The organism is Collinsella sp. CLA-ER-H10 (assembly GCF_040092475.1).
Lineage (GTDB): Bacteria > Actinomycetota > Coriobacteriia > Coriobacteriales > Coriobacteriaceae > Collinsella.
In genome coordinates this window covers 13,546-35,217 of the sequence record NZ_JBBNLM010000016.1, presented here as the reverse complement: position 1 = coordinate 35,217, position 21,672 = coordinate 13,546, and the positions used below count along the sequence as shown (strand labels likewise).

Below are 21,672 nucleotides of genomic sequence, written 5' to 3'. Positions count from 1 at the left end.
CGCACATGGCGGCAGGGTATAATTTGATTGCCATAGATAGTAATTTGGAGGTGCCCCATGAATGCCCCCAACGCGCTCCAAAACATCCGCTCAAAACACCCCGTTGCATATGTGGTTCTCTATCTCTTTGTCGGCTGGGCATTGCTGGTTGTCATCACCCATGCCATAGCTTTTGGAGCAGAACTGCTGATAGCCAGCTCGGACCAGCCCGTCGTCAAATGGGAGACGACCGATGAGTGCACCGACGGAACCCGAACCGTCTACTACAACAGCCCGTCCCTCTATCAAGAGTTCAAGGTCAAGATAAAGGACTTCAAGATTGTCGATGCCGAGCTAGGCGTTTATTTGGCAATCGGAGCAACCATTAACGCCGAGCAAGTCGAGTACACGGACAGCCATGCGACGTATCGTATCGACCTCAGCATCCTAGGCCGACCGTCACGCACCTGTCTGCTCAAATGCGACATACGCGGCACCACACTACACATGTCCGAAATACAGATGCGCCCGGACAAGGGGTCCTCTTCTTGAGCAGTATACCCGCCTGCGCAGCTACTCCACCGGCTTGAAGATGGTGGCCTGGCCAAAGACGCTGCGGATGAGGGCCTTGGCCTCGTCCTCGGTCTGCGGGATGCTCGGGGCTGCGCCCTGATGGCCGAAGGGGCTGCCAGCACCGGGATTGGATTCCCAGGGAGCGGCGGGGACGTCGTCGTTTGCAGAGGCTGCGGGTGCCACAGCAGCGTCCTTGGTCGCGGACGCCGCACCCGGCACGTCGAACGGGGGCAGATCGTCCCCGCCGGCATCGGCAGCAAAACCACCGACCATAGCATCGTCGTAGGGCACCTGCTCGGATTCCCATGGCGCAGCCTGCGCAGGCGGCTGAGCCATGGGGACGGACGCGCGCTCGGGCGCTCGGGGCGCGGGCTCGGTCGGGAGCTTGCCCGTGGCAGGAGCACCGGCAGGGTTGTCGGAGCGCAGCCAAGGGGCCTTGGCCAGGTCGGATGACTTGGGCGCAGGCGCGGCAGCGGACTTGGGCGCGGGGATCGGAGCAGCCGGTTTGGGCGCAGCGGGTTCAGGCGCCGACGGGGTCGGTGCCGCTACCGGCGCCGCTTTTGGCTGCGTCGCGCTGGCGCTCGAGGATGCAGGGGGCACCGAGGACACGGGTTGCGGGTCCGCAGATACCGCAGCCCGTGCAGATGGAGAATGCTCCTCATGTTGAGGAGCCGGCGTGCCACCCCCATCCAGGACATAGTCGACGGTACGACGACCGAAGACCGCGCAGACCGTCGGCAGGACCACCGACTGCGTATCGGCGCGACCGAGCATCTTGATGGCAAAAGTCGAACCCGCGGGGAACGAGACCGTGAGCTTGGAGCCGTCGTCGGCCGTGGCGCGGGCGTTGAGCAAAAGCCCTGCGTAGGAGGCCTGACGAGCCTTGACGCGCTCGACGACCTCGGCCCATTTGCGCTGGAGCTCGCCGGCGTCCTCAACCGCGGGGGTCTCGGCAGCACCGGCGGCGGCAACCTGGGCGGCGTTGTTGGGCTTGGACACCGACACGGTCGATGCAGCAGGCGCGGAAGCCGGAGCCGCAACGGGCTGAGGTGCAGGCGTTACAGGTCTGGGCGCCGGCGCAGGAGCCGCGGACTTGGTCGCAGGCTGGGCAGCCGGAACAGCAGCGCCGCGGTCCCAAGGCATACCGCCCTGGCGCGCGGACGTAGCAGCGGGGGCAGCGGATGCCGCCGGAGCGGCAGCACGAGCGCCCGAAATGAGCGTCGGCTGTTGGGCAGCAGCGGGTACGGATGCTGCAGGCGCGGCGGCCTGAGCAGCAGCCACGCTCGCCGGCACGGCGCCGTTGGCAATCATGGCCTCCAGGCGTGCCACGCGCTCGGCCAATGCCTCAATCGTTAAATCGGCCTCGGGACGCGCCAGACGCGTGCAGGCAATCTCGAGCACCAGGCGCACGTCGCTCGCGCCCCTCATCTCCAGTGCGGCATCGTCGAGCACCGTCAGCACGCGGGCCAGGCGGTCGGCAGGATGCTCGCCAAAGGCAGCGGCCTCGGCAGCAAGCGCCTCGGCCTGCTCGGAGCCGCCCTCAAACAGCTCGGCACGGGCACCGGCAACGCAGGCAACGTACACGTCGCGCACATGCGCCACCAGGTCGCGCGTCAGCTCCAGCAGGTCATTGCCCTCCTCGACCTGCGCACGGATCAGTCCATAGAGCTCGGCAACATCGCGATCGGCAATGGCGCGGGAAAACTCGCCCAGAATCTGGTCCGAAACCTCGCCCAAAAGCGAGCGGGCGTCGTCCGCATGCACAGAACCGTTGCCAAAGACGCTCAGCTGCTCCAGCGTGGACAACGCGTCGCGCATACCGCCCTTGGCATGGCGCGCCACAATGGCGAGTGCCTCGTCGTCGTAATCGAAGCCCTCCTGCTCGCACACGTAAGACAGGCGATGCTCGATATCCTCGTTGCCGATGCGGTGGAAATCGAAGCGCTGGCAGCGTGAGAGAATGGTCTCCAGAATCTTTTGCGGGTCGGTGGTGCACAGCACAAAGATCACGTGTGCCGGCGGCTCCTCAAGCGTCTTGAGCAGCGCGTTGAACGCCGCCGTCGTGAGCATGTGGACCTCGTCGATGATATAAATCTTGTACTTGCCGCGCACCGGGGCAAAGTTGACGGAGTTGATGATCTCCTCGCGCACGTTGTCCACGCCGGTACGGCTTGCGGCATCGAGCTCGTAGACATCCGGGTGGTTGCCCTCGGCGATGAGCTCGCACTCCTCGCAAGTACCGTCGGGCATGCAGCCGCTTGCACCCTCGGCGCGCGCCGCCTCGGCATTGCGGCACAGCAGCGCCTTGGCCAGAATGCGCGCCATGGTGGTCTTGCCCGTGCCGCGCGGTCCGCAGAATAGGTACGCGTGGGACAGGCGCCCCTCGGTGATGGCGTGCTCGAGCGTCGAGACGATATGCTGCTGGCCCACCACGGAGTCGAAGGTGAGCGGGCGATACTTTCGGTACAACGATTCCATGGGTGCTCCCCCGGGTATACTGAGTCTTGTTGCCGCGGCGGCCATGCGGTCGCACGGCATACTGCATTCCATAATACCCGTACGGCGAGCCCGCCGCGATAGGAGTCCAAAGAGCATGGCAGACGCAGAGAGCAACCTCGTCCCCTCCGAAGCAGCCGACCAGGTCGAGGTCGCGCTCGAGGAGCAGGCCGCAGCCGACGACGGCATCCTGTACCTCAACGAGTACCAGTACGAAAACGACCTGGTCACCGACTTCGCCCGCCTGGTCGCCTCGCCCAGGCGTCGCGGCTCGCTGTATGTCGCCGCGGCAATTGCCGCGCTCATCGGCATCGGCATGCTGGTGGCCGGCGGCAACTGGATCAAGTTTGGCGTCGTCCTGATCGTGTTCGGCGCCTTTTTGGCCTGGTGGAGCAAAAACCTGCACCACACCCTCGCCCGCGACTTTATCGACGCCGTTGAGGCCGACGAGTCCATGGGTGGCCGCTATCGCCGCGTCGCCGCCAACGAGGACGGCCTGATGGTTTGGGGCAAGAGCGGCAAGTCACAGTTCTTCCCGTTTGAAAAGCTCGACCACGTGCTCGACGGCGAGCGCATCTTTGTGGCCATGTTCGCCGACCAGGGCGTGACGATCCCTAAGGACACCTTTGTCCGCGGCGATGCCGAGCAGTTCGGTCCCTTCCTTAAGGCGCGCATCAACAAAAAACTCCGCATCGAGACCAAGAAGAAGAAAATGAAGGCCGAGAAGGCCGCCGCCGAGGCCAAGCAGGGCGACAAGCCCCAGGAGACCAAGCGCAAGCAGAAGAAGAACAAGAAGAAGCGCTAAGGCCAAGCCAGACAGGCAGCCTCGCATCCCGCTATCCTCCCCATGCACCCGAGCGTGCTACACTAGCAGCATCTATGCCACCGCGAACGGCTCGGCCCCGCGCCCGCCGCTCGCAAACGAACTTTAAACGCACGAGGGTTGGCCATGCCGCTTTTCTCGCAACATACCGCCCGGTTCTCGCCGGACGTTCCCTTGGAGGGCACCAGCTCTCGCGAGCTGCTCAAGCGGTTCCAGCCGCTCGAGACGCTCGCGACCGGCGGTTTTGGCTCCATCGAGATTTGCCGCGACACGCACCTGCGCCGTCGCGTCGCCATTAAGCGCATTCCCCTCACAGGCGGTGCCGGCATGCCCGCCAGCGACATCATGGATGTCCTGCGCGAGGCACACACCGCTGCCATGCTTCAACATCCCAATATCGTGCAGGTTATCGACTTTACGCACGATACCGCCTATGCCTACCTCGTCATGGAATATGTCGACGGCATGTCGCTCGCCGACTTTTTGCATCGCGTGGACGGCCATTCGCTCACCTTTGACGAGGCCGCGGCAATTGCCGACGCGCTGGGCCAGGCGCTCACCTTCGCCCATAGCAACGGCGTGCTCCACCTGGATATTAAGCCCGCCAACGTGCTCATCGACCACTCGGGCAATGTAAAGCTCACCGACTTTGGCATGGCGCGACTGTCGTCCGCCGGTGGCTTTGGCGGCTCGCGCGGCGGCACCATCGGCTACATGCCGCCCGAGCAGCTCGATATCGAGACCGGCACGGTCGATGAGCGCGCCGATGTCTTTGCCCTCGCCTGTGTAATCTATGAGGGCCTGTGCGGCAGCGCCCCCTTTATGGCGGCCACGCCCGCCGACTCGCTCGACCGCATCATCGGCGGCGCCACCTATCCCAGCGAGCTGATACCACACTTTCCCCCGGGAGCCGAGGCCGCGCTCATGAGCGCGCTCTCCCCCATGCCGCAGGACCGCCCCAGCAGCATCGAGGCATTTTGCGACCAGCTCCTTGCCGGTCTGGGCAGCGTGCGCGAGGGCCGTCGCAGCCTAGAGCAAATGGTTGGCGAACTTTCGGATGACGAGCAGGAGCTCGACGATATCGAGCCGTCGCACTACGAGGACGACGCCATCGAGGTCGACCCCGCACTTGGCTGGGCGGGCACGCGCTGGAGCCATGCGCGCGACTACACCATGCGCACTATCTCGGCGCTAACGTGCGGCACCTTTAGCTTTTTGCTGATGCAAACGGCCGGGGTCGCGGCGCTTCCCGGCCTGGTCATTGCGGCCATCGCGATCGGAGCGGCGGCTGGCCTGGCCCCCCAGATTGGCTCGGCCATCTCGGCTGTGGGCTTTTTGGTGCTCATGGCCAACGCCACCATGCAGGCACAGGGCATCCTGTCGATGCTGCCCGTCGCGGTGATCTTTGCCGCCGCCATGTCCGGTTGGTGGATCGCCTGGGGTCGCACCGAGACTGCCGCGAGCGCCACGCTCACCTGTGCACTCGCGCTTGGCTGTCTGACCGGCAATACCTTCCTGGCAGCTGGGGTCGCCGCCGGCGTCGCGTCATTTTGGCTCGGCCCGGCAAGCGCCGCCGCGGCAACGGGCATGGGCGCGCTTTTTGCCCGTCTGGCCACGGTCGCGCTTTCAGCCGGAGGCGTGCTGGGGCTCGGTAACGTTGCCGCAGCGCTGGGAGACCCGCTCCTTTGGGCTGCCTTTGTGCTGGTAGCGGCAACTGCCGCGGCGTCATCTGCGCTGCTCAATGCGCATGCCAAGCGTGCCGATCAGGGCTCAAACCTTGCCGCAATCGCCGCCATCGCTGTCACCGGCATCGGCTGCGCAGCGGCGTCCTGTCTTGCACACCATATGGAAATTGCCAGCCTTGCAGCCGCGGTCGTCGCCAAGGCGGCGGTTGCGGGAACCCTATCCTCTATAATCGTTGGGATATGCCTATATTTGCTCGGATACCAAAGAACTTATACGGAGAGTGATCTTTCGTGAACTTCCTGAACATCTTCGAGGACCACGTGGCCGGCATCTTCGGTGCCACCCGTGCCCCGTTCTCCTTTAAGAAGCTTGCCAAGCAGGCCGCTCGCGACATGGAGGATCAGACTCTGGTGATCAACGGCGTCAACACGGCGCCGGCACTCTATACCATCCTGATCGCCGCCGACGACGATCCCATGCTCGCCCCGTTCTACCCCGAGCTTTCGCGCGAGGTCCGCGAGTTTGTGAAGGCGCAGGCCGAAAAGCGCCGCTATGTCTTTGTCGGCGAGCCCCTCGTGCGCTTTATGATCGATCCGCAGCTGCGCGCCGGCAAGTTCTCGGTCTTTGCCGAGAACGTCGATGCCCCCACGCTCGGCCGCCTGTACGAAGAAGAGCGCGCCTATCAGAACGGCCTGGGCCAGAACAACTCCGCGGCAAGCCGTGCCGCCAGCGCCCCGCGCGCCGGCCAGCAGCAGTTTGCTGCCCCGCAGCAGCAGCGCCCCGCCGCCATGCCCCAGCAACAGCCGACGCCTCGCGCCGCCGCTCCCGACCCGCTCGCCGTGGCCGACCCCTTTGCGCCCAACGTCCCCGATCCCGCCGCCGCACCCATTCCCGTGCCGCAGACCGTCTCGCGTGATGCGCTCGCCGGCATGGGCGGAGCCGCCGCGACCGGTGCCGCCGTGGGCCTTGGTGCCGCAGCCGGCATTGCCGCCAATATGGCAAACCCCCGCGCCCCGCAGCGTCCGCTCGCTCAGCTCGTCGACGTTGTAAGCGGTGAGAGCCACAGCATTACCTCCGCGCAGGTGACCATCGGTCGCGAGCGCTCGGTTTCGGACATCGCCCTGCGCGACCCCAACGTCTCGCGCCGCCACGCCCAGCTCACCTTCACCGGCACGGACTGGTCAATCGAAGACCTCAACTCCACCAACGGCACGCTCGTCAACAACCGCCGCATCACGCGCTGCCCGCTGCGCAACGGCGACCTGTTGACGTTTGGCCTGAGCACTTTTGAATTTAGGGGATAGTCGCTTATGAACATCGATATCGTCCTTTTTGCAGGCCGCATCGTCCTGGTCGCCCTGCTCTATATCTTCCTATTCGCCGTCATGAAGACCGGCGTGGGGCTCGTGCGCGGCCAGCGTCGCGACTCCGCTATCTGGACGATCGATGTGGACAAGGGCCCACGCGGCATCCGCGGCATCCACGTGGACATGCTCGGCCCCGTCATTGTCGGCCGTTCGCCGTCTTCGGACATCTGCATCAACGAACCGTTTGTCTCGGCCTCGCATGCGCGCTTTTCGCTGCAGGGCCCGGCACTCATTATCGAAGACCTCAACTCGCTTAACGGCACGCTCGTCAACGGTCGCCAGCTCGTAGAACCCGCGACGCTGCGCGAGGGCGACGAAGTCCAAATTGGCGACGTGGTCATGAAGGTGAACCGTCGATGATCGACGAGGAGAATAAGCCCGCAACCATACCCGAGACGCCGGCCGCCCCCGCGGCCGCGCCGGCTCATGCCGCCCCGGCGCGCCCCGCGTCCGTGGAGCCCGAGGATACGGTGTTCTCCCTGCCTCTTTCGCATGTAACTCAAGATTATTCGGCGCCTGTCGATAACGGGGACGCCGATAGGGACGCCGAGCAACTCGACGCCCCTATCGGCGCGCATGCTGCCGAGCAGCCCGCGGCACCGGAGGCGACACCCGCGCCGGCTCATTTTGCCGAGCCCGTCGCCGAGGCTATCAACGAAAGCGAAGCGGTGTTCGCCGCGCCCGAGCCCGTCGCGCCGGCCTTTCCCGTCGCGCCATCGCCCGAGGTGACAGCCGCGCCCGCACCGAAGCCCGAGTCGACGCCGTCGCACTTCGCGACACCGGAACCCGTCGTCGTGGAACCGCAGGAAACCGCCAAGGTCCCCAGTGACCCCGGCTCGACCATCCCGACCCTCGATAAGCCTATCGAGGAGCCCAACACCGAGCCGCTCGATGCCAACGGCACCGTCTCCCCCGCCGACACCGTCTCCCCCGACGACACCGCCGAGATTGACGTCGCCGCCGTAGAGGCGAAACTCAAAGACCCCGGCTCGACCATGAGCTTTGAGCCGCTGGCCGGCGAGCGCATCGAGACCGACTCGACCTACGACGCCGGCACTACCACGCAGCTCATGTGGGGTGCCCGCTCTGACGTCGGCTGCGTGCGCCCGCACAACGAAGATTCCTACCTGGTGCAGTCGCCGCTCTTTTGCGTTTGCGACGGCATGGGAGGACACGCCGCCGGCGAGGTGGCATCCTCCATCGCCGTCGAGACCATCGCCAAGACGGCGCCGCAGTCCGCCGACGCCGCGCGCCTGGCCGCAGCCGTCGAGGCCGCCAACGCCGCCGTGATCGAGGCCGCCCTCAACGGCCTGGGCAAACCCGGCATGGGATGCACGGCCACCTGCGCCTACATCGAAAACGACACGCTCGCCATCGCCCACGTGGGCGACTCGCGCGCCTACCTGCTCCACGAGGGTACGCTCATCCGCGTGACCCGCGACCACTCCTACGTGGAGGAGCTCGTGGATGCCGGCGAGATTACGGCCGACGAGGCCCGCGTCCACCCCAACCGCTCGGTCATCACCCGCGCGCTGGGCTCGGATCCCGCCATGTATGCCGACCACTTTACCCTGCACATCGAGGAAGGCGACCGCCTGATTCTGTGCTCCGACGGTCTTTCGAGCATGATTCCCGATAGCGATATCGAGAACATTGCTACGCAGTCCTCGAGCGCACAGATCTGTGTCGACAACTTGGTGGACGCGGCGCTCGCCGCCGGCGGCCACGACAATGTGACCGTGGTGGTCGTCGACCTGGTCGACGACGGCGTCATGCGCGAGGCAAAACGCGTCCGACGCCGAAATGTCACCATCGCCACCGTCTTGGCCCTTGTCTTTGTGCTGGTAGCAGGCATCTGGGCATACACGGGCGTCACCGGCTCCTATTACTTGGGAACCTACCACGGCAATGTCGCCGTCTGGCGCGGCCTGCCCGGCAAGACGCTCGGGGTCGAGCTCCACTGGCTCGAGAGCGAAACCAGCATCAAGCTGTCCGACCTGCCCGAAGACACGCAAAACCGCCTGAAGGCAGGCATTCCGCAAACGAGTGTCGACGATGCGCAGGACACCATTTCCAAGTACCGCCATCAGATTGACGAGGAGCAGACCCGTCAGGTGATTGACGCGCAAACGATTCGCAACAACACCGATCAGGAATCCACCTCCGAGTCAGATTCCGAGAAAACCGCCGAACAGTCAGCCGAGGCCGAAGCCTCTGATAAAAATTAGAAAGGGAGTGCCGCTTATGAGTCGCCGCAACACCGAACTGCTCTTGCTCATCGCCTCGGCGTTCCCCGTCATCCTGCTCTATGCGATGTACGTGCTCACCGCGGGTGCCACGATTTCCTTTGAGACGCTCGCCGTGCCGATCGGCCTGTTCGCCGCCTTCGCCGCGGCGCATATCGCCGTGCGCATCCTGGCGCCCGGCGCCGACCCCGCCATCCTGCCCATCGTCTTTGTGCTCTCGGGCATCGGCATCACATTCGTGACGCGCCTGGCCCCCGACCTCGCCATCTCGCAGCTCATCATCTTGTTTGTCTCGGTGGCGCTCATGGTGGGAACGCTCGCACTGGTCAAGAACCTCGACGTGGTCATGCGCTACAAGTACACCTTTGGCATTATCGGCATCATCCTGCTGATGCTGCCGATCTTTTTCGGCACCACGATCTCGGGCTCCAAGCTGTGGATTCGCATCGCGGGCTTCACCATCCAGCCCGGCGAGTTCGCCAAGGTCTTCATCGTCCTGTTCCTGGCAGGCTATCTGGCCGAGAACCGTGAGCTGCTCTCCATCTCCAACCGCAAGATCCTGGGCCTCAAGATTCCGCGCCTCCGCCTGCTGCTGCCGCTGTTTGCCGTGTGGGGCGTGTGCCTGCTCATCGTCGTCTTCGAACGCGACCTGGGCTCGGCCGTCCTGTTCTACACCATCTTTTTGCTGATGCTCTATGTTGCCACGGGACGCTTTTCGTACGTCATCATCGGCCTTGCGCTGCTGGCCGTTGGAGCCGTGGGCGCCTACAAGTTCCTGTCTCACGTGCAGGTGCGCTTTCAGGTCTGGGTCGATCCGTTTAAGGACGCCCAGGGCCAGGGCTACCAGATTGTCCAGTCGCTCTTCTCGCTCGCCGACGGCGGCCTGGTTGGCGTCGGCATTGGCAACGGCATGGCAAACAACATCCCCGTCGTCGAGTCCGACTTTATCTTCTCGGCCATCGGCGAGGAAATGGGCCTTTTGGGCGGCGGCGCCGTGCTCATCCTGTTTATGCTTTTTGCCGTGCGTGGCCTCACCACGGCCGCCCGCGCCAAGTCCGACCTTGCCGCCTTTAGCGCGACCGGCCTTACGGCGGCCATCAGCTTCCAGGCATTCTTAATCGTTGGCGGCGTAACCCGCCTGATCCCGCTGACCGGCGTCACCCTGCCCTTTATGAGCCAGGGTGGCTCCTCGCTGCTGGCGAGCTTTATCATCGTCGCGCTGCTGCTGCGCGCCGGCGACGAGGCAACCGGACGCGAAGCCGAGCTCACCGGCACCGGCACCATGGCCGCCATCACCGATGACCAGGTCGCATCCGCTGCCGCCCCGACCGGTACGCGTTTTGCCAACGCATCTTCCTACAGCCACGGCAACCACTCCGCGGGTTCTCGCATGCGTCGTCGCCTGCTCGACACGCCTGAGTCCGGCGTGCTCGGCCGCGTGGCACTTGCCAACCGTCTGACTCGTGCCGTGCTTGCCTTCACGGCGCTGTTCGCCATCCTTATCGGCAACCTCACCTATGTCCAGGTCATCAAGGCGAAGGACTATCAGGACATGCCGACCAACAACCACACCATCGCACGCTCCAAGTACATCCAGCGTGGCTCCATCATCACGTCCGACGGCGTGACACTAGCCGAGTCGCTGCAACAGGAGGACGGCACCTACGCCCGCTCCTATCCCAACGGCAACATGGCCGCGCACGTGGTGGGCTACGTGAGCCAGCAATACGGCACTGCCGGCATCGAGAGCGTCATGAACGATACGCTCACCGGGTCCAAGGATTACTCCAGCTGGAACAACGCCATCGCGTCGCTCGCGGGGCAGACCCAGCCGGGCAATACCGCCAAGCTCACCATCGACTCGCGCATCCAGACGGCTGCCGAGCAGGCGCTCAAGGGCTTTAAGGGCGCTGTGGTGGTCATGGATCCGCGCACCGGTGCGGTCCTTGCGTGCGCGAGCTCGCCCACCTACGACAACACCAACATCGACGCGTTGCTCCAGTCGGGCGGCGGCGAGGACGGCTCCATGTACGACCGTGCCATGGACGCGCTTTACACCCCGGGCTCGACCTTTAAGGTCGTCACACTCTCCGCGGCGCTCGAAACCGGCACCGCCAGCCTTACCAGCACGTACCAGGCGCCCGGCTCCATGGACATCGGCAACGCGCCGGTCACCAACTCTGCCAACGAGAGCTACGGCACCATCAGCCTGCAGCAGGCCTTCGCCGTGTCGTCCAACGTCGTCTTTGGCCAGGTGGCCAACGAGGTCGGTGCCAGCTCGCTCGTCCAGTTTGCCAATGCCTTTGGCTACGGTCAAAAGCTCGGTCAGGATCTGACCACCGCGGCTTCCATCATGGCCGACCCGTCGCTTATGACCGAGTGGGAGACCGCTTGGGCAGGCGCCGGCCAGCCCGTCGGCATGGACCACACGCCTGGCCCGCAGACCACCGTTATGCAGAATTGCGTGATTGCTGCGGCTATCGCCAACAGCGGCGTAGTCATGGATCCGTTCTTTGTGTCCCAGATACTCGCCCCGGACGGAACCGTGGTTAAGACCACGCAGTCCCGCTCGCTGGGCCAGGCTGTCAGCTCTGCCACGGCCGACCAGGTTAAGCAGGCCATGCTCGCCGTCGTCCAGTCCGGTACCGGCACCGATGCCCAGATTCCGGGCGTCAAGGTTGCCGGCAAGACCGGTTCGGCCGAGACCGGCGGCACCAACGTCAACTCTATGTTTGTTGGCTTTGCACCTTACGATTCACCCACGGTTGCCATCTCGGTGGCCTTGGAGGATTACGACAAACACGACGTCGAGGCGGCCAAGATTGCCGGCATCGTCCTGACCGCGGCGCTCGCCGCACAGGGAGCGTGATGCCCATGATCAAAGCGGATACTTATGGCGCGCCGCGGCCGATGAGCTAGCGGCAACGCTCCACACGGCCCCAGCGGCCACACATTTGGTACTACACACATCGTTGAGCGAATAGTTATGTTAGGAGCAGGAATGGAACAGAGGGTCCTCGGGGGAAGATACCTCCTCAAGGATAAGGTGGGAACGGGCGGTATGGCGACCGTCTTCCGTGCACAGGATCAGGTCCTCGACCGCACGGTTGCCGTCAAGATCATGCTGCCGCAGTATGCCGGCGATGCCACCTTCGCCGCCCGCTTTAAGCAGGAGGCCCAGGCAGCTGCCGGCCTGTCCTCCCCCTATATCGTGGGCGTCTACGACTGGGGCAAGGATGGCGATACCTACTACATCGTCATGGAGTACCTGCGCGGTACCGACCTTAAGAGCGGCATCAAGAGCCACGGCGCCCTCGATCCAAAGAAGGTCGCGCAGATCGGCTCGCAGATCAGCTCCGCGCTTTCGGTCGCCCACAAGCACGAGATCATCCACCGCGACATTAAGCCGCAAAACATCATGGTGCTGCCCGACGGCAACATCAAGGTCATGGACTTTGGCATCGCGCGCGCAAAGAACAGCCACCTCACGCAGGACAACAATGTACTGGGCACCGCCCACTACGTAAGCCCCGAGCAAACGCGCGGCCAGGACCTCGGTCCCACTTCGGATATCTACTCGCTGGGTGTCGTCATGTACGAGTGCGCCACCGGTCGCGTCCCCTTTGACGGCGACGACGCCATCTCAGTTGCGCTCAAGCAGGTAAACGAACTGCCGGTTCCGCCGAGCCAAGTCAACTCCGGCGTCGATGCCGATCTGGAGCGCATCATCCTCAAGTGCATGGAAAAGGACCCGGCGAACCGCTTCCAGACGGCAGACGAGCTGCGCCAGGTGCTCAACAACTACCTGTCCGGCCGCGCCGTCAACGTCTCCGAGCCCACGCGCATCATTGGCGCCGCGGGCGACCTGGGCGCTACCAAGACCCGTGAGCTGTCTGACTCCACGCGCGCTATGGTTCGCCCCGTATCGGGCGTAAGCGGACAGACCAACCCCCGCAGCGCCGTCTCGGGTTCCACCGGTTCCTACGAGGTCGATCAGCCCAAGTCCAACAAGAACAAGATTATCGCCGCCGTAGTCGCCGCAATCGCCGTGGTTGGCGTTGTGGTGGCCTTCGCCACCGGGCTCTTTGGGGGCGAGCAGGTTACGGTGCCCGATGTGCTTAACAAGGACCAGCAGACCGCTATCGAGCTGATCAAGGAGGCCGGCCTTGAGGTCGGAACTGTCGACCAGAGCTATAACGACGATGTCGACGAGGGCAAGGTTGCCGAGCAGACCCCCAACGGCAACACTAAGAAGCCCAAGGGCTCCAAGGTGAACCTGGTGATCTCCAAGGGCCCCAAGCCCTCCGAGAAAGTTGAGGTTCCGCAGCTCGTCGGCCTAACCAAGGACCAGGCCGAGGCCGCGCTGGCAAGCGTGGGCCTGAAGGGCAACGCAACCGAGGAGGCCAACGAGGCCGACGAAGGCCAGGTCTTTGAGCAGGGCACTGATGCCGGCAAGGAAGTCGAGAAGGGCACGACCATCTCGTATAAGGTCTCCAGCGGTCCTGACACCACCTCCGTCCCCGATCTGACCGACATGACCGAGGCCCAGGCACGCAACGCTCTCGACATGGCTGGCTTTGGCGTCGACGTGAGCTACCAGGAAAACGACTCGGTTACCGAGGGCACCGTAATTAGCTGGAACCCTAGCGGCAAGCAGAAGCCCGGTGCCACGATCACCGTCGTCATCGCCAAGAAGTCCGGCAAGGCCAGCGTCCCGGGTAACCTGTACGGCAAGAGCATCTCCGCCGCCGTCACCGCGCTCAACAACGCCGGTTTCTACAACATCGCATTCTGCGATCAGAACGGCAACCCCGTGAGCGGCAACGAAAACGCCACCGTTACGGGCGTCTCCCCCACCGGCAAGCAGTCCACCGACAGCACGATCACGCTGACGGTTTCGCTTTCTGGCTCTGCCTCGGGTGACGATTCCGACACGACGACTAACTAGTCGACAACCCATCACCTGCAGCGGCTATGGCCGCAAACATATTCGCTCAACGGCGCCCGCTTGCTCCCCAGCAAGCGGGCGCGTTATTTATCGACAGGCCAGGGCTCCATAGCAACGCAAAGAGGCCCGCAAAAGCGAGCCTCTCAGGTAACAACAGATATGTGATGCAGTAATTACTAGCCGCAGAACTTCACCATGGTCTCGACCATGGACTCTTGCCTATAGACAAAATGTCCAGAAGCAAGGAGATGAAAGAGTAAGGACAACGCCCTCTAAAAGAAGGCCGTATATGAAGATTGCATATCCCTTTTGCCTTCATATACTCAAGAAGCACCCCTCGAAGCGCTCCTGAGAGGCCCCCTTGGATGCAACCCAGGGGATCCAGATTCTGGTAGACATCGGCACAGCAAAATCCTGCCGCGCAGGCACGAACGGACATCTTGACTCCCAACGCAATGCGGGGCGCCCCAAGACACCCCGCCACGACAAAAAACTAGTTCTCGTAGACCAGCGGGTGGCCCCAACTGCCCTCGATCTTGCAGGTCTGCGCCGCAAAACCGGCAGCGAAGTCCAAGCTCTCGCGAATTGCGGCCTCGCCGCACTCGCCGGCCTTCTTCTTGGAAAGATAGGTGACCAAAAACGCCGTCAGCAGTGAATCGCCGGCCGCCATAGCGTCTTTGAGCTCCTCGGGCGCCACGGGCTTGATGCCCTGCTCGTAGAAGTTTTCGCCGTCATAGGCGACGGAACCCTTGCTCCCGCGCGACGCGCATACGATTTGAGGGCCAAGGGCCTTCACCCACTCGAGCTTCGCCTTGATATCCTCCAGGGAAGCGTCGCCCATGGACATAAAGGCGTACGTCACAAATGGCGCAATCTGCTCGAAGTACTCGTCGGTGGAGTCATCGGAGAAGTCGAAGCTGATAGGCACACCGGCAGCCTTGATCTTGGGGAGCTCGCGCTCGGTGAAGCAGTAGTTGCCGCTGTGCACCAAATCGAAGCCGCTGACGTACTCGGCGGCGAAGCGGTCTATCACGTAGCGCATGTCGCCACGTATGCCGCCTTCATTGGAGCCCAGGAAGATACGGTCCCCGGTCTTGTCAACGGTCACGCGAGCGGCGCCGTTGACGCCCAGGACCTGCTGGCAGCGAAGAAGCTCGACGCCCTCGTCCTCAAGCGATGCTATAACGTGCTCGGCCTCCTCATCTGATCCGAAGATTCCCATGTAGGCGCTGCGATCGACACCGAGCTTCTTGGCGAAGACGGCGAAGTTGACTGCGTTGCCGCCGGGATACATAGTCTTGATATGCTCGTACTTATCGACAACGTTGTCTCCAAAGCCGAGCACGCTTATAGGATAGGCTGCCATGGTTATCTCCATTCAGGTAAACCGCCGTGGCTACGGCGAGCAGAAGAGGCGCGAGGATTCGCACGTCTCAACGCGCTTCGCGCCCCGTTCTAAAATCGCTAGTACTTCTCGATGCCCATGTAACGACGCACGTCCGGGTGATGGTCGAACACCTTGCCGCGAGCGGAGCGCAGCTCACAGTTCATCGCGTAGAACAGGATTGGATCAAGGAACGCGCGAACGCTTGCCGGTACTTGGTCCATGCCGTACTCCATGGCGTCGAGCACCATAAGAGTGTCGGTATGGGTCTCGAGGAATGCGAGGGCGCGCTCATCCATGGCTCGGCACTCACTGGAAGACATCTGCAGGAAGTAGAAGACTCCGGGCTCGGTCACCTCGAAGGGGCCGTGGAAGTACTCGCCGGAGTGGATATAGGCGCAGCTCTGCCACTGCATCTCCATAAGCGAGCAGATAGCGAAGCCATAGGTCTGGCTAAACACGGGACCGGATCCCAAGATATACAGGAACTTGTGGTCCTGGCACAGGGCAGCGAAACGGTCGCAAAGTTCGGCGTTGACCTTCTCGCGAGCCGCAGGCAGGATCCGGTCCATCTTGGCGATGCCTTCGTACATATCGGCAAGGTCAGCATAACCTTCCTGCTGATCCAAGAGCTCGGCAGCGAGAGCCAAAGAGATGCCGGCGGGTACCTCCGCCTGCGGAACTCCCTCGCCCCACGGATATACCCAGCACGTCCACTCACCGTTATCGATGCCGGAGCCGGCGTTGTCGGTCTGTGCGATAACGGTTGCGCCCGCCGCCTTGGCGATCGAGCACGCATCGATTACCTCGGGAGTGTTGCCGGAGTGGCTGCAAGCGATAACAAGGGACTTTTCGCCCAGGCGCTTGGGACGCATGATATCGAACTCGCGGGCGGTATACGCCTCACTGGCAAACGTAGTCGCCTCGCGCTTAAGCAGCTCATGGGCGGGCAGCAGGTCGATGAGGGAGCCGCCGCAGGCAACCCAGAAGACGCTATCGAAACCGCCCTTTTCGGCGATTGCGTCGGCGATGAGATCATGTGCGTTCATTGTTATTCTTCCTTTCGATACGGCGGACGAATCCGCCAACGTTTACTGCAAGTCTTCTCGTCAAGCGTGTTGACTGCCCCACGCGAATGGGAGCTACGCGCTAGTCGACAAAATACCTCTCGAAGGCGTCCATGTTGCGCCGGTCCGCTGCTGCGGGATCATCGAAATACCTTCCATCGGTGATCTCCTGGCCAAGATAGCCCTCGAACCCATGCGCGTTGAGGACACGCACGAAATCGTCCATGCTGTGCTTTCCATCGCCCCAAACCAGATGGCCGTATGGGTCGCCATCAATGAAGTGCATGTTCCTTATGGCACCATCGCCAAACTCGGCAAACCACTCTTCAAGGCTCTCGCCGGCGACTCCCATAGCAGTAGTGTCCACCATTGGAGTAAGGTGCGGGTTGGCTACTTGGTCAAGCATGCGCCTGGCATCCGCGAGTGTAACCACCAAGTTGCTCTCTTCCGGCCTCAGGCTCTCCATGCAGAGGGTCACGCCGTGCTCGCCGGCATAGTCCGCAAGAATCGCCAAGTGCTCGGCAGAGCGCTTCCAAGCTTCCTCGCGGTCCTCGTCCCAATCGCCCCAACCGGAGTTGATGGACATATACGGGGCGCCGAGCACCTCGGCGAGCTCGATGCCGTGCTTGAAGTAAGCGAGGCTCCGCTGCGCGTGGAGGGGCTTTCTGGCAGCGTACTGCCACGGATACACCACGTTCTCCGGGCACAGGGAGCTCCCGGAGAGTCCGCGGGACTCGATCTTGCGGCGAAGCTTGTCGGCCTCGAAATACCCCGTGTGGTCCAGCGTCACGTGCGGCTCGGCCGCCCAAAGCTCGATGGTTTTGAAGCCAAGGCGCTGCTGAACATCAAGGAAATAATCGAGCGACCACATGATGTAGTGAATGTTCATGCCGGCGACCTGCTCGCGACGCAGGCGGGGCGCGGAAGCGTTTAAATCCATGCTGGGCATCTCCTCTCCTAGCAATCTTCGTACACGACCCGACCATCGCTCAGCGTGAGCGAGACCTGGATGTCTCTGGCATCTTTGGGGTCCACCGCAAACATATCGCGGTCCAAAACGCAGATGTCCGCGAGCTTGCCCGCCTCGAGGGTGCCGAAATCGTTCTCGCGAACCAGATCGTAGGAACCCCCGGCAGTCCATGCCCGCAGCAGCTCGGCAACGCTAACGGTATTCTGCGGGTTGACGTCCAAACCGTCGGCGAAGTACCCTCCGCAGGCGCTGTAGGTCGAATCTCCTAGATGCGGGATAAGGAGGGGAAGATCGGTTCCGCAGCACAGCACACATCCGCCATCCACCATGGCGCGACGGTTCCAGCTGCGGGAGAGCCTCTTCTCTCCTATCTGGCGACGCATGGTCGAAAGGCAATCCTCGCGCTTATCAAGAGTAAGGATCTGGGGATAGACCTCGCAGATACCGCCGATGGCGCCCATGCGCGCCAGGTCAGCTGGATCGGAGTTCTCAAGGTCCGTAATCGAATGCCTGCGAGCGAGCCTTCCCGACTCATCACGCGGTAGCCGCTCATACAGGTCGATCGTCTTGCGAACGGCCCCATCCCCCTGGCAATGCAGGGAGTAGCGGAATCCCTGGGCATCGATCTCGGACAGCTCGCGAGAGATGAGGTCCCATTCGGGCTCCTCGACCACGGTCTTTCCGCCGGCACCCGCATCGGCCCCCTCCTCGTAGGGATCGATCATCTCGGCCAGGCCGCACCACACGCCGCGATCGGTCATGCGATTGAAGCCGGAGAACCTGACGAAGTCTCCTTGGAAGCGGTCGCGCGCCGAGCAGGCGTAATCAAGGTCGGCTCCATGCCCGACGGGCTGGCTCATCATGTCGACCCTAACCGTAAGTTCGCCTTCCTGCTCGCGGCGATACATCTCGTCCGCAAATCCGTAATAATCGTCAAAGCACATCTCCTTGATGGCGGTGACGCCACGGGAGTTAAGCATGGTCATGTAGTCGCCATACGCATCGCGGACTTCCTGAAGAGGTAGATAATCGCGCATAAGGTGCCAAATCATCTCGGCATAGCAAGCCTCGGGCGTAAAACCATAGCGCGCAGATGCGGCGGAGTTGAGCACGCAGGTCTCCGCGCCGGCAGTAAAGGCGACGGCAGGCGTGGATGAGAACTTCTCGTCCAACATATCAACCAAGTCGTCACCCATAAGGGTCTCCGGAAGGTTCATGCCCAACGCCATAGGGGCCTGGGGCCGCTCCTCCTTCCAATTCGACATCGCGGTGAAAACATCATCTGCCGAGGTCGCATCGATAAGATCGGCGCCGATGCGACGGAGCACCCAGCCGGTAAAGAACGTGTGCACGTCGACAAGGCCTGCCATGACGGTTCTGGAGCCAAGGTCGCGAACCTCGTCCGCATGCGCAGTATATTCGGCAGCCCGATCAGAGGCGCCCACGGATTCGATGCGATTACCGCGAATCGAAACATATCCGTCGATCGGTTCATCGGAAAGGCCGGTAAAGATGCTGCGGGACAGCAATACTAGCGAACGATCAAACACCGGGCACCTCCTACATCGGCAGTAGGCCGGAGATCACAGTCGCGACCAATCCGAACAGAACCATGAAGATAAAGAACTTCCAGATGGTCTTCCACCATTGCCCGAAGGAGATCTTCGCCACGGCAAGACCCGCGACGGTCATGCCCGCAACGGGGCTGATGGTGTTGACGGTCTGGTTCGCGAACTGCAGAGCGGTGACGGCAGCCCCGGGATTGAGGCCCATAAGCTCGGTCAGCGGGCCCATGACGGGCATGGTGAGTGCAGCGAGGCCGGAGCTGGAAGGAACCAGCAGCGAAAGCAGGCCGAGGACGATGTACATGAAGGTGGTATAGATGAAGGACGGAGCGCCCGCAAGGAGTCCGACGAGCCAGTTAAGAATAGAGTCGATGATCATTCCGCCCTCTGCGACGACCAGGATGCCGCGGGCGATGCCGATGATGCAGGCTGCGTAGGCGAAGTCGGCGATTCCGCGGACGAACTCCTCCGCAATGGTCTTCTCGTCCAGGCCGCCGAGTATGCCGGCAAGAAGGCCCATGGCCAGGAACACCATGGAGATCTCGTCCATATACCAGCCCTGGGTAACGAGGCCCCACACGATAACGCCCATGCCGACCGCGAAATCAATGAGGACGAGCTTGTGGCGAAGCGTGAACTCCTCTTCGATAGAGGCATCGGTGACAGAGAACTCGATGCGCTTCTGCTTATCGTCCTCATAGGTGATGGAGGACTTGGGATCGAGCTTGACGCGGCGCGCGTAGCGCATGGCCCAGAAAATGCCCGCGGCGGTGAAGATGACCCACAGGATGGCGCGGAGCCAAAGCTGGGGATTTCCCTCGATGCCGATAACGCCCTGGGCGATCAGCACGTTGAAAGGATCAATAGTGGATGCGCAGTAACCAAGGTTGGGGCCGAGGAAGCAGATGATGAACGCGGTCATGGAGTCATACCCGATGCTCAGCATGATGGGGATGAAGATCGCGTAGAACGGCAGCGCCTCCTCGGACATGCCGAACGTGGTGCCGCAGATCGAGAGCAGGATCATGGAGATGGGGATGATCAAGATGTCCTTGTTCTTCAGCTTCTTGATCACGCGGCTCATGCCGGCGTTTAGGGCGTTGGTCTTGGTGACGATGGCGAACGATCCGCCGATCAGCAGGACGAACGCGACGACATCGGCCGCAGCCTGAATGCCCTTGGCGGGAGCCTGCAGGACGGCATCGATGCCCTGTCGCAGATCGACGGTCTCCCCCGTCTCCGAATCGGTGTAGACCTTGTCGACCTCTTGGTACGTTCCGGCTACGGCGACTTCTCGCTCGCCCGCGGCCGTCTGAATGGTCTGGCGGTCGAACTGACCCGATGGGACGATCCATGTGAGCACCGCGAAGAACACGATCAGCATGAACGCGATGGTGTACACATGGGGAAGCTGGAGATGGAATCTGCGCTTGGGCTTCTCCTGTTTGGCATCCGGCATTCTTAACCTCCTGCCAGAGCAACGATGCTTGCCAAAAATCCTTCACGTATAGGCAAACATCTTAGGTTGTTCTATGTATAACCTGCATGAAGGCGTCGGTCAAGAAACATATTAGGTTGTTCTATAAGTGGTAACTTTTACGCACTAAACGGACCTGCCGCGGCAATACGAGAACAGCGCTGTGTGAGACAGAGCCGCTAGATATCGAAGCTGTAGCGCGAACCCACGTAGTACTGTCTGCCATAGCAGAAGCGCTCTCCGTTGGAATCGAGAAAGCCCGCGTTCATGAAGAACAGCGGCTCCCCTACTGGGACCTTGAGCTCGCGGGCGGCATCAATTCCCGCACGGGCGATCTCCAGCCTGCAGGGATCGGACGAGCAGGGATACCTACCCGTACGCTCCCCCACAGCCTCGAATATCGAACAATTGGAGAGACCGATATCTTTGAGAAATTCGAATCCATCGACAGGATAGTAGTTGTTCTCGAACAGGACCGGCACGCCGTCTGCGGTACGCACGCGTGAGACCAAGATGAGGTCAGAGCCTTCATCCAAGCCAAAGAAAGAAGCGAGGTCGCGATCGGCGGCAACGGTCTTGCGGGCAACGACGCGAGCGCCCGCCTTCATGCCGTTTTCAGCGCATGCTTGGGTAAAACTCTGAACATCGTCCTTCTGATGCACCTTGCGAATTATCTTTGTCGCGGTCACAAACGTACCACGCCCCTGCCGCTTGGTGAGATACCCCTCGCCCACAAGCTCCTCTATTGCGCGGCGAACCGTGACCCTTCCCACGCCGTACATCTTAGAAAGCTCAAGTTCCGTTGGAATCTGCGAGTCAACGGGATATGTCCCCTGTTCGATATCGCTCTTAAGCAAATCGAGCACCTGTTGATACAGCGGGGCGGAAGAGCCCCCATCCAGATGCGCATCCACAAAAACTCTCCCTTTAAGGCGTTCGCGATCTCAACGACTCCATTCTACCGCACACGGAAAAATGAGGTTAAACACATAGGGGCCCTGCATGTTTGAGCGTATCGGGAATCTGGTCGCTGATTTCGTCCGCATTTGCTTGCGAAAAACCAAAACGCTCCTCGCGCTTGGCGAACACGG

General features: G+C 62.2%; 15 protein-coding genes. 8 read left to right on the top strand and 7 right to left on the bottom strand.

Going from position 1 to position 21,672, the window contains the following annotated elements; all coding sequences use genetic code 11:
• The first annotated feature begins 57 nt into the window (after window positions 1–57).
• A complete protein-coding gene (locus tag AAAX36_RS07430) occupies window positions 58–531 on the top strand; it encodes a hypothetical protein (protein WP_006235175.1) in 474 nt (157 codons plus the stop codon).
• A gap of 21 nt (window positions 532–552) precedes the next feature.
• Here AAAX36_RS07430 and dnaX read toward each other — a convergent pair whose 3' ends face one another.
• Entirely contained in the window at window positions 553–3,030 is a 2,478-nt protein-coding gene (gene dnaX, locus AAAX36_RS07425) for a DNA polymerase III subunit gamma/tau (protein WP_349074903.1), read from the bottom strand.
• 115 nt (window positions 3,031–3,145) lie between these two features.
• Between dnaX and AAAX36_RS07420 the strand changes: the two genes are divergently transcribed.
• From AAAX36_RS07420 to pknB, 7 genes are all read left to right on the top strand, one after another.
• Window positions 3,146–3,853 (top strand): hypothetical protein, encoded by a 708-nt coding sequence (locus AAAX36_RS07420; protein ID WP_195233879.1) that lies wholly within the window; start codon window positions 3,146–3,148, stop codon window positions 3,851–3,853.
• A gap of 144 nt (window positions 3,854–3,997) precedes the next feature.
• The gene (locus AAAX36_RS07415) at window positions 3,998–5,851 is read left to right on the top strand and encodes a serine/threonine-protein kinase (RefSeq protein ID WP_349074901.1); all 1,854 of its coding nucleotides are present in this window, start codon (window positions 3,998–4,000) and stop codon (window positions 5,849–5,851) included.
• Window positions 5,848–6,861 carry an FhaA domain-containing protein gene (locus AAAX36_RS07410; protein ID WP_349074900.1) on the top strand — a complete coding sequence of 338 codons (1,014 nt, stop codon included), beginning with the start codon at window positions 5,848–5,850 and terminating at the stop codon, window positions 6,859–6,861. Before AAAX36_RS07415 ends, AAAX36_RS07410 begins: the two co-directional genes overlap by 4 nt.
• A 6-nt stretch (window positions 6,862–6,867) precedes the next feature.
• Window positions 6,868–7,284 carry an FHA domain-containing protein gene (locus AAAX36_RS07405; protein WP_006235180.1) on the top strand — a complete coding sequence of 139 codons (417 nt, stop codon included), beginning with the start codon at window positions 6,868–6,870 and terminating at the stop codon, window positions 7,282–7,284.
• Window positions 7,281–9,152: a Stp1/IreP family PP2C-type Ser/Thr phosphatase gene (locus AAAX36_RS07400; RefSeq protein WP_349074898.1), complete on the top strand. Its 1,872-nt coding sequence runs from the start codon at window positions 7,281–7,283 to the stop codon at window positions 9,150–9,152. Before AAAX36_RS07405 ends, AAAX36_RS07400 begins: the two co-directional genes overlap by 4 nt.
• A 16-nt stretch (window positions 9,153–9,168) precedes the next feature.
• On the top strand, window positions 9,169–12,039 hold the full coding sequence (locus tag AAAX36_RS07395; RefSeq protein WP_349074897.1) for an FtsW/RodA/SpoVE family cell cycle protein: 2,871 nt from the start codon (window positions 9,169–9,171) through the stop codon (window positions 12,037–12,039).
• A 132-nt stretch (window positions 12,040–12,171) separates the two neighbouring features.
• A complete protein-coding gene (gene pknB, locus AAAX36_RS07390; protein ID WP_195544670.1) occupies window positions 12,172–14,118 on the top strand; it encodes a Stk1 family PASTA domain-containing Ser/Thr kinase in 1,947 nt (648 codons plus the stop codon).
• A 493-nt stretch (window positions 14,119–14,611) separates the two neighbouring features.
• On the opposite strand, the gene AAAX36_RS07385 is transcribed toward pknB, so the two are convergent.
• From AAAX36_RS07385 to AAAX36_RS07360, 6 genes are all read right to left on the bottom strand, one after another.
• Window positions 14,612–15,484: a PfkB family carbohydrate kinase gene (locus tag AAAX36_RS07385; protein ID WP_195233870.1), complete on the bottom strand. Its 873-nt coding sequence runs from the start codon at window positions 15,482–15,484 to the stop codon at window positions 14,612–14,614.
• Between the two features lie 98 nt (window positions 15,485–15,582).
• Window positions 15,583–16,551, bottom strand: a complete 969-nt coding sequence (locus tag AAAX36_RS07380; protein ID WP_195233868.1) for an SIS domain-containing protein — start codon at window positions 16,549–16,551, stop codon at window positions 15,583–15,585.
• 100 nt (window positions 16,552–16,651) lie between these two features.
• Window positions 16,652–17,509 (bottom strand): sugar phosphate isomerase/epimerase family protein, encoded by an 858-nt coding sequence (locus AAAX36_RS07375; RefSeq protein WP_195233865.1) that lies wholly within the window; start codon window positions 17,507–17,509, stop codon window positions 16,652–16,654.
• Between the two features lie 17 nt (window positions 17,510–17,526).
• Entirely contained in the window at window positions 17,527–19,089 is a 1,563-nt protein-coding gene (locus AAAX36_RS07370) for an amidohydrolase family protein (RefSeq protein WP_349074894.1), read from the bottom strand.
• Between the two features lie 10 nt (window positions 19,090–19,099).
• Window positions 19,100–20,563 (bottom strand): YfcC family protein, encoded by a 1,464-nt coding sequence (locus AAAX36_RS07365; RefSeq protein WP_118080251.1) that lies wholly within the window; start codon window positions 20,561–20,563, stop codon window positions 19,100–19,102.
• A gap of 197 nt (window positions 20,564–20,760) precedes the next feature.
• Window positions 20,761–21,495, bottom strand: coding sequence for a GntR family transcriptional regulator (locus AAAX36_RS07360; protein ID WP_118080248.1), 735 nt, complete (start codon window positions 21,493–21,495; stop codon window positions 20,761–20,763).
• Window positions 21,496–21,672: the final 177 nt, after the last annotated feature.

Coding starts and splice junctions, on each gene's coding strand:
- AAAX36_RS07430 (WP_006235175.1), top strand. CDS start 58: ATGAATGCCCCCAACGCGCTCCAAAACATCCGCTCAAAACACCCCGTT.
- dnaX (WP_349074903.1), bottom strand. CDS start 3,030: ATGGAATCGTTGTACCGAAAGTATCGCCCGCTCACCTTCGACTCCGTG.
- AAAX36_RS07420 (WP_195233879.1), top strand. CDS start 3,146: ATGGCAGACGCAGAGAGCAACCTCGTCCCCTCCGAAGCAGCCGACCAG.
- AAAX36_RS07415 (WP_349074901.1), top strand. CDS start 3,998: ATGCCGCTTTTCTCGCAACATACCGCCCGGTTCTCGCCGGACGTTCCC.
- AAAX36_RS07405 (WP_006235180.1), top strand. CDS start 6,868: ATGAACATCGATATCGTCCTTTTTGCAGGCCGCATCGTCCTGGTCGCC.
- AAAX36_RS07400 (WP_349074898.1), top strand. CDS start 7,281: ATGATCGACGAGGAGAATAAGCCCGCAACCATACCCGAGACGCCGGCC.
- AAAX36_RS07395 (WP_349074897.1), top strand. CDS start 9,169: ATGAGTCGCCGCAACACCGAACTGCTCTTGCTCATCGCCTCGGCGTTC.
- pknB (WP_195544670.1), top strand. CDS start 12,172: ATGGAACAGAGGGTCCTCGGGGGAAGATACCTCCTCAAGGATAAGGTG.
- AAAX36_RS07385 (WP_195233870.1), bottom strand. CDS start 15,484: ATGGCAGCCTATCCTATAAGCGTGCTCGGCTTTGGAGACAACGTTGTC.
- AAAX36_RS07380 (WP_195233868.1), bottom strand. CDS start 16,551: ATGAACGCACATGATCTCATCGCCGACGCAATCGCCGAAAAGGGCGGT.
- AAAX36_RS07375 (WP_195233865.1), bottom strand. CDS start 17,509: ATGGATTTAAACGCTTCCGCGCCCCGCCTGCGTCGCGAGCAGGTCGCC.
- AAAX36_RS07365 (WP_118080251.1), bottom strand. CDS start 20,563: ATGCCGGATGCCAAACAGGAGAAGCCCAAGCGCAGATTCCATCTCCAG.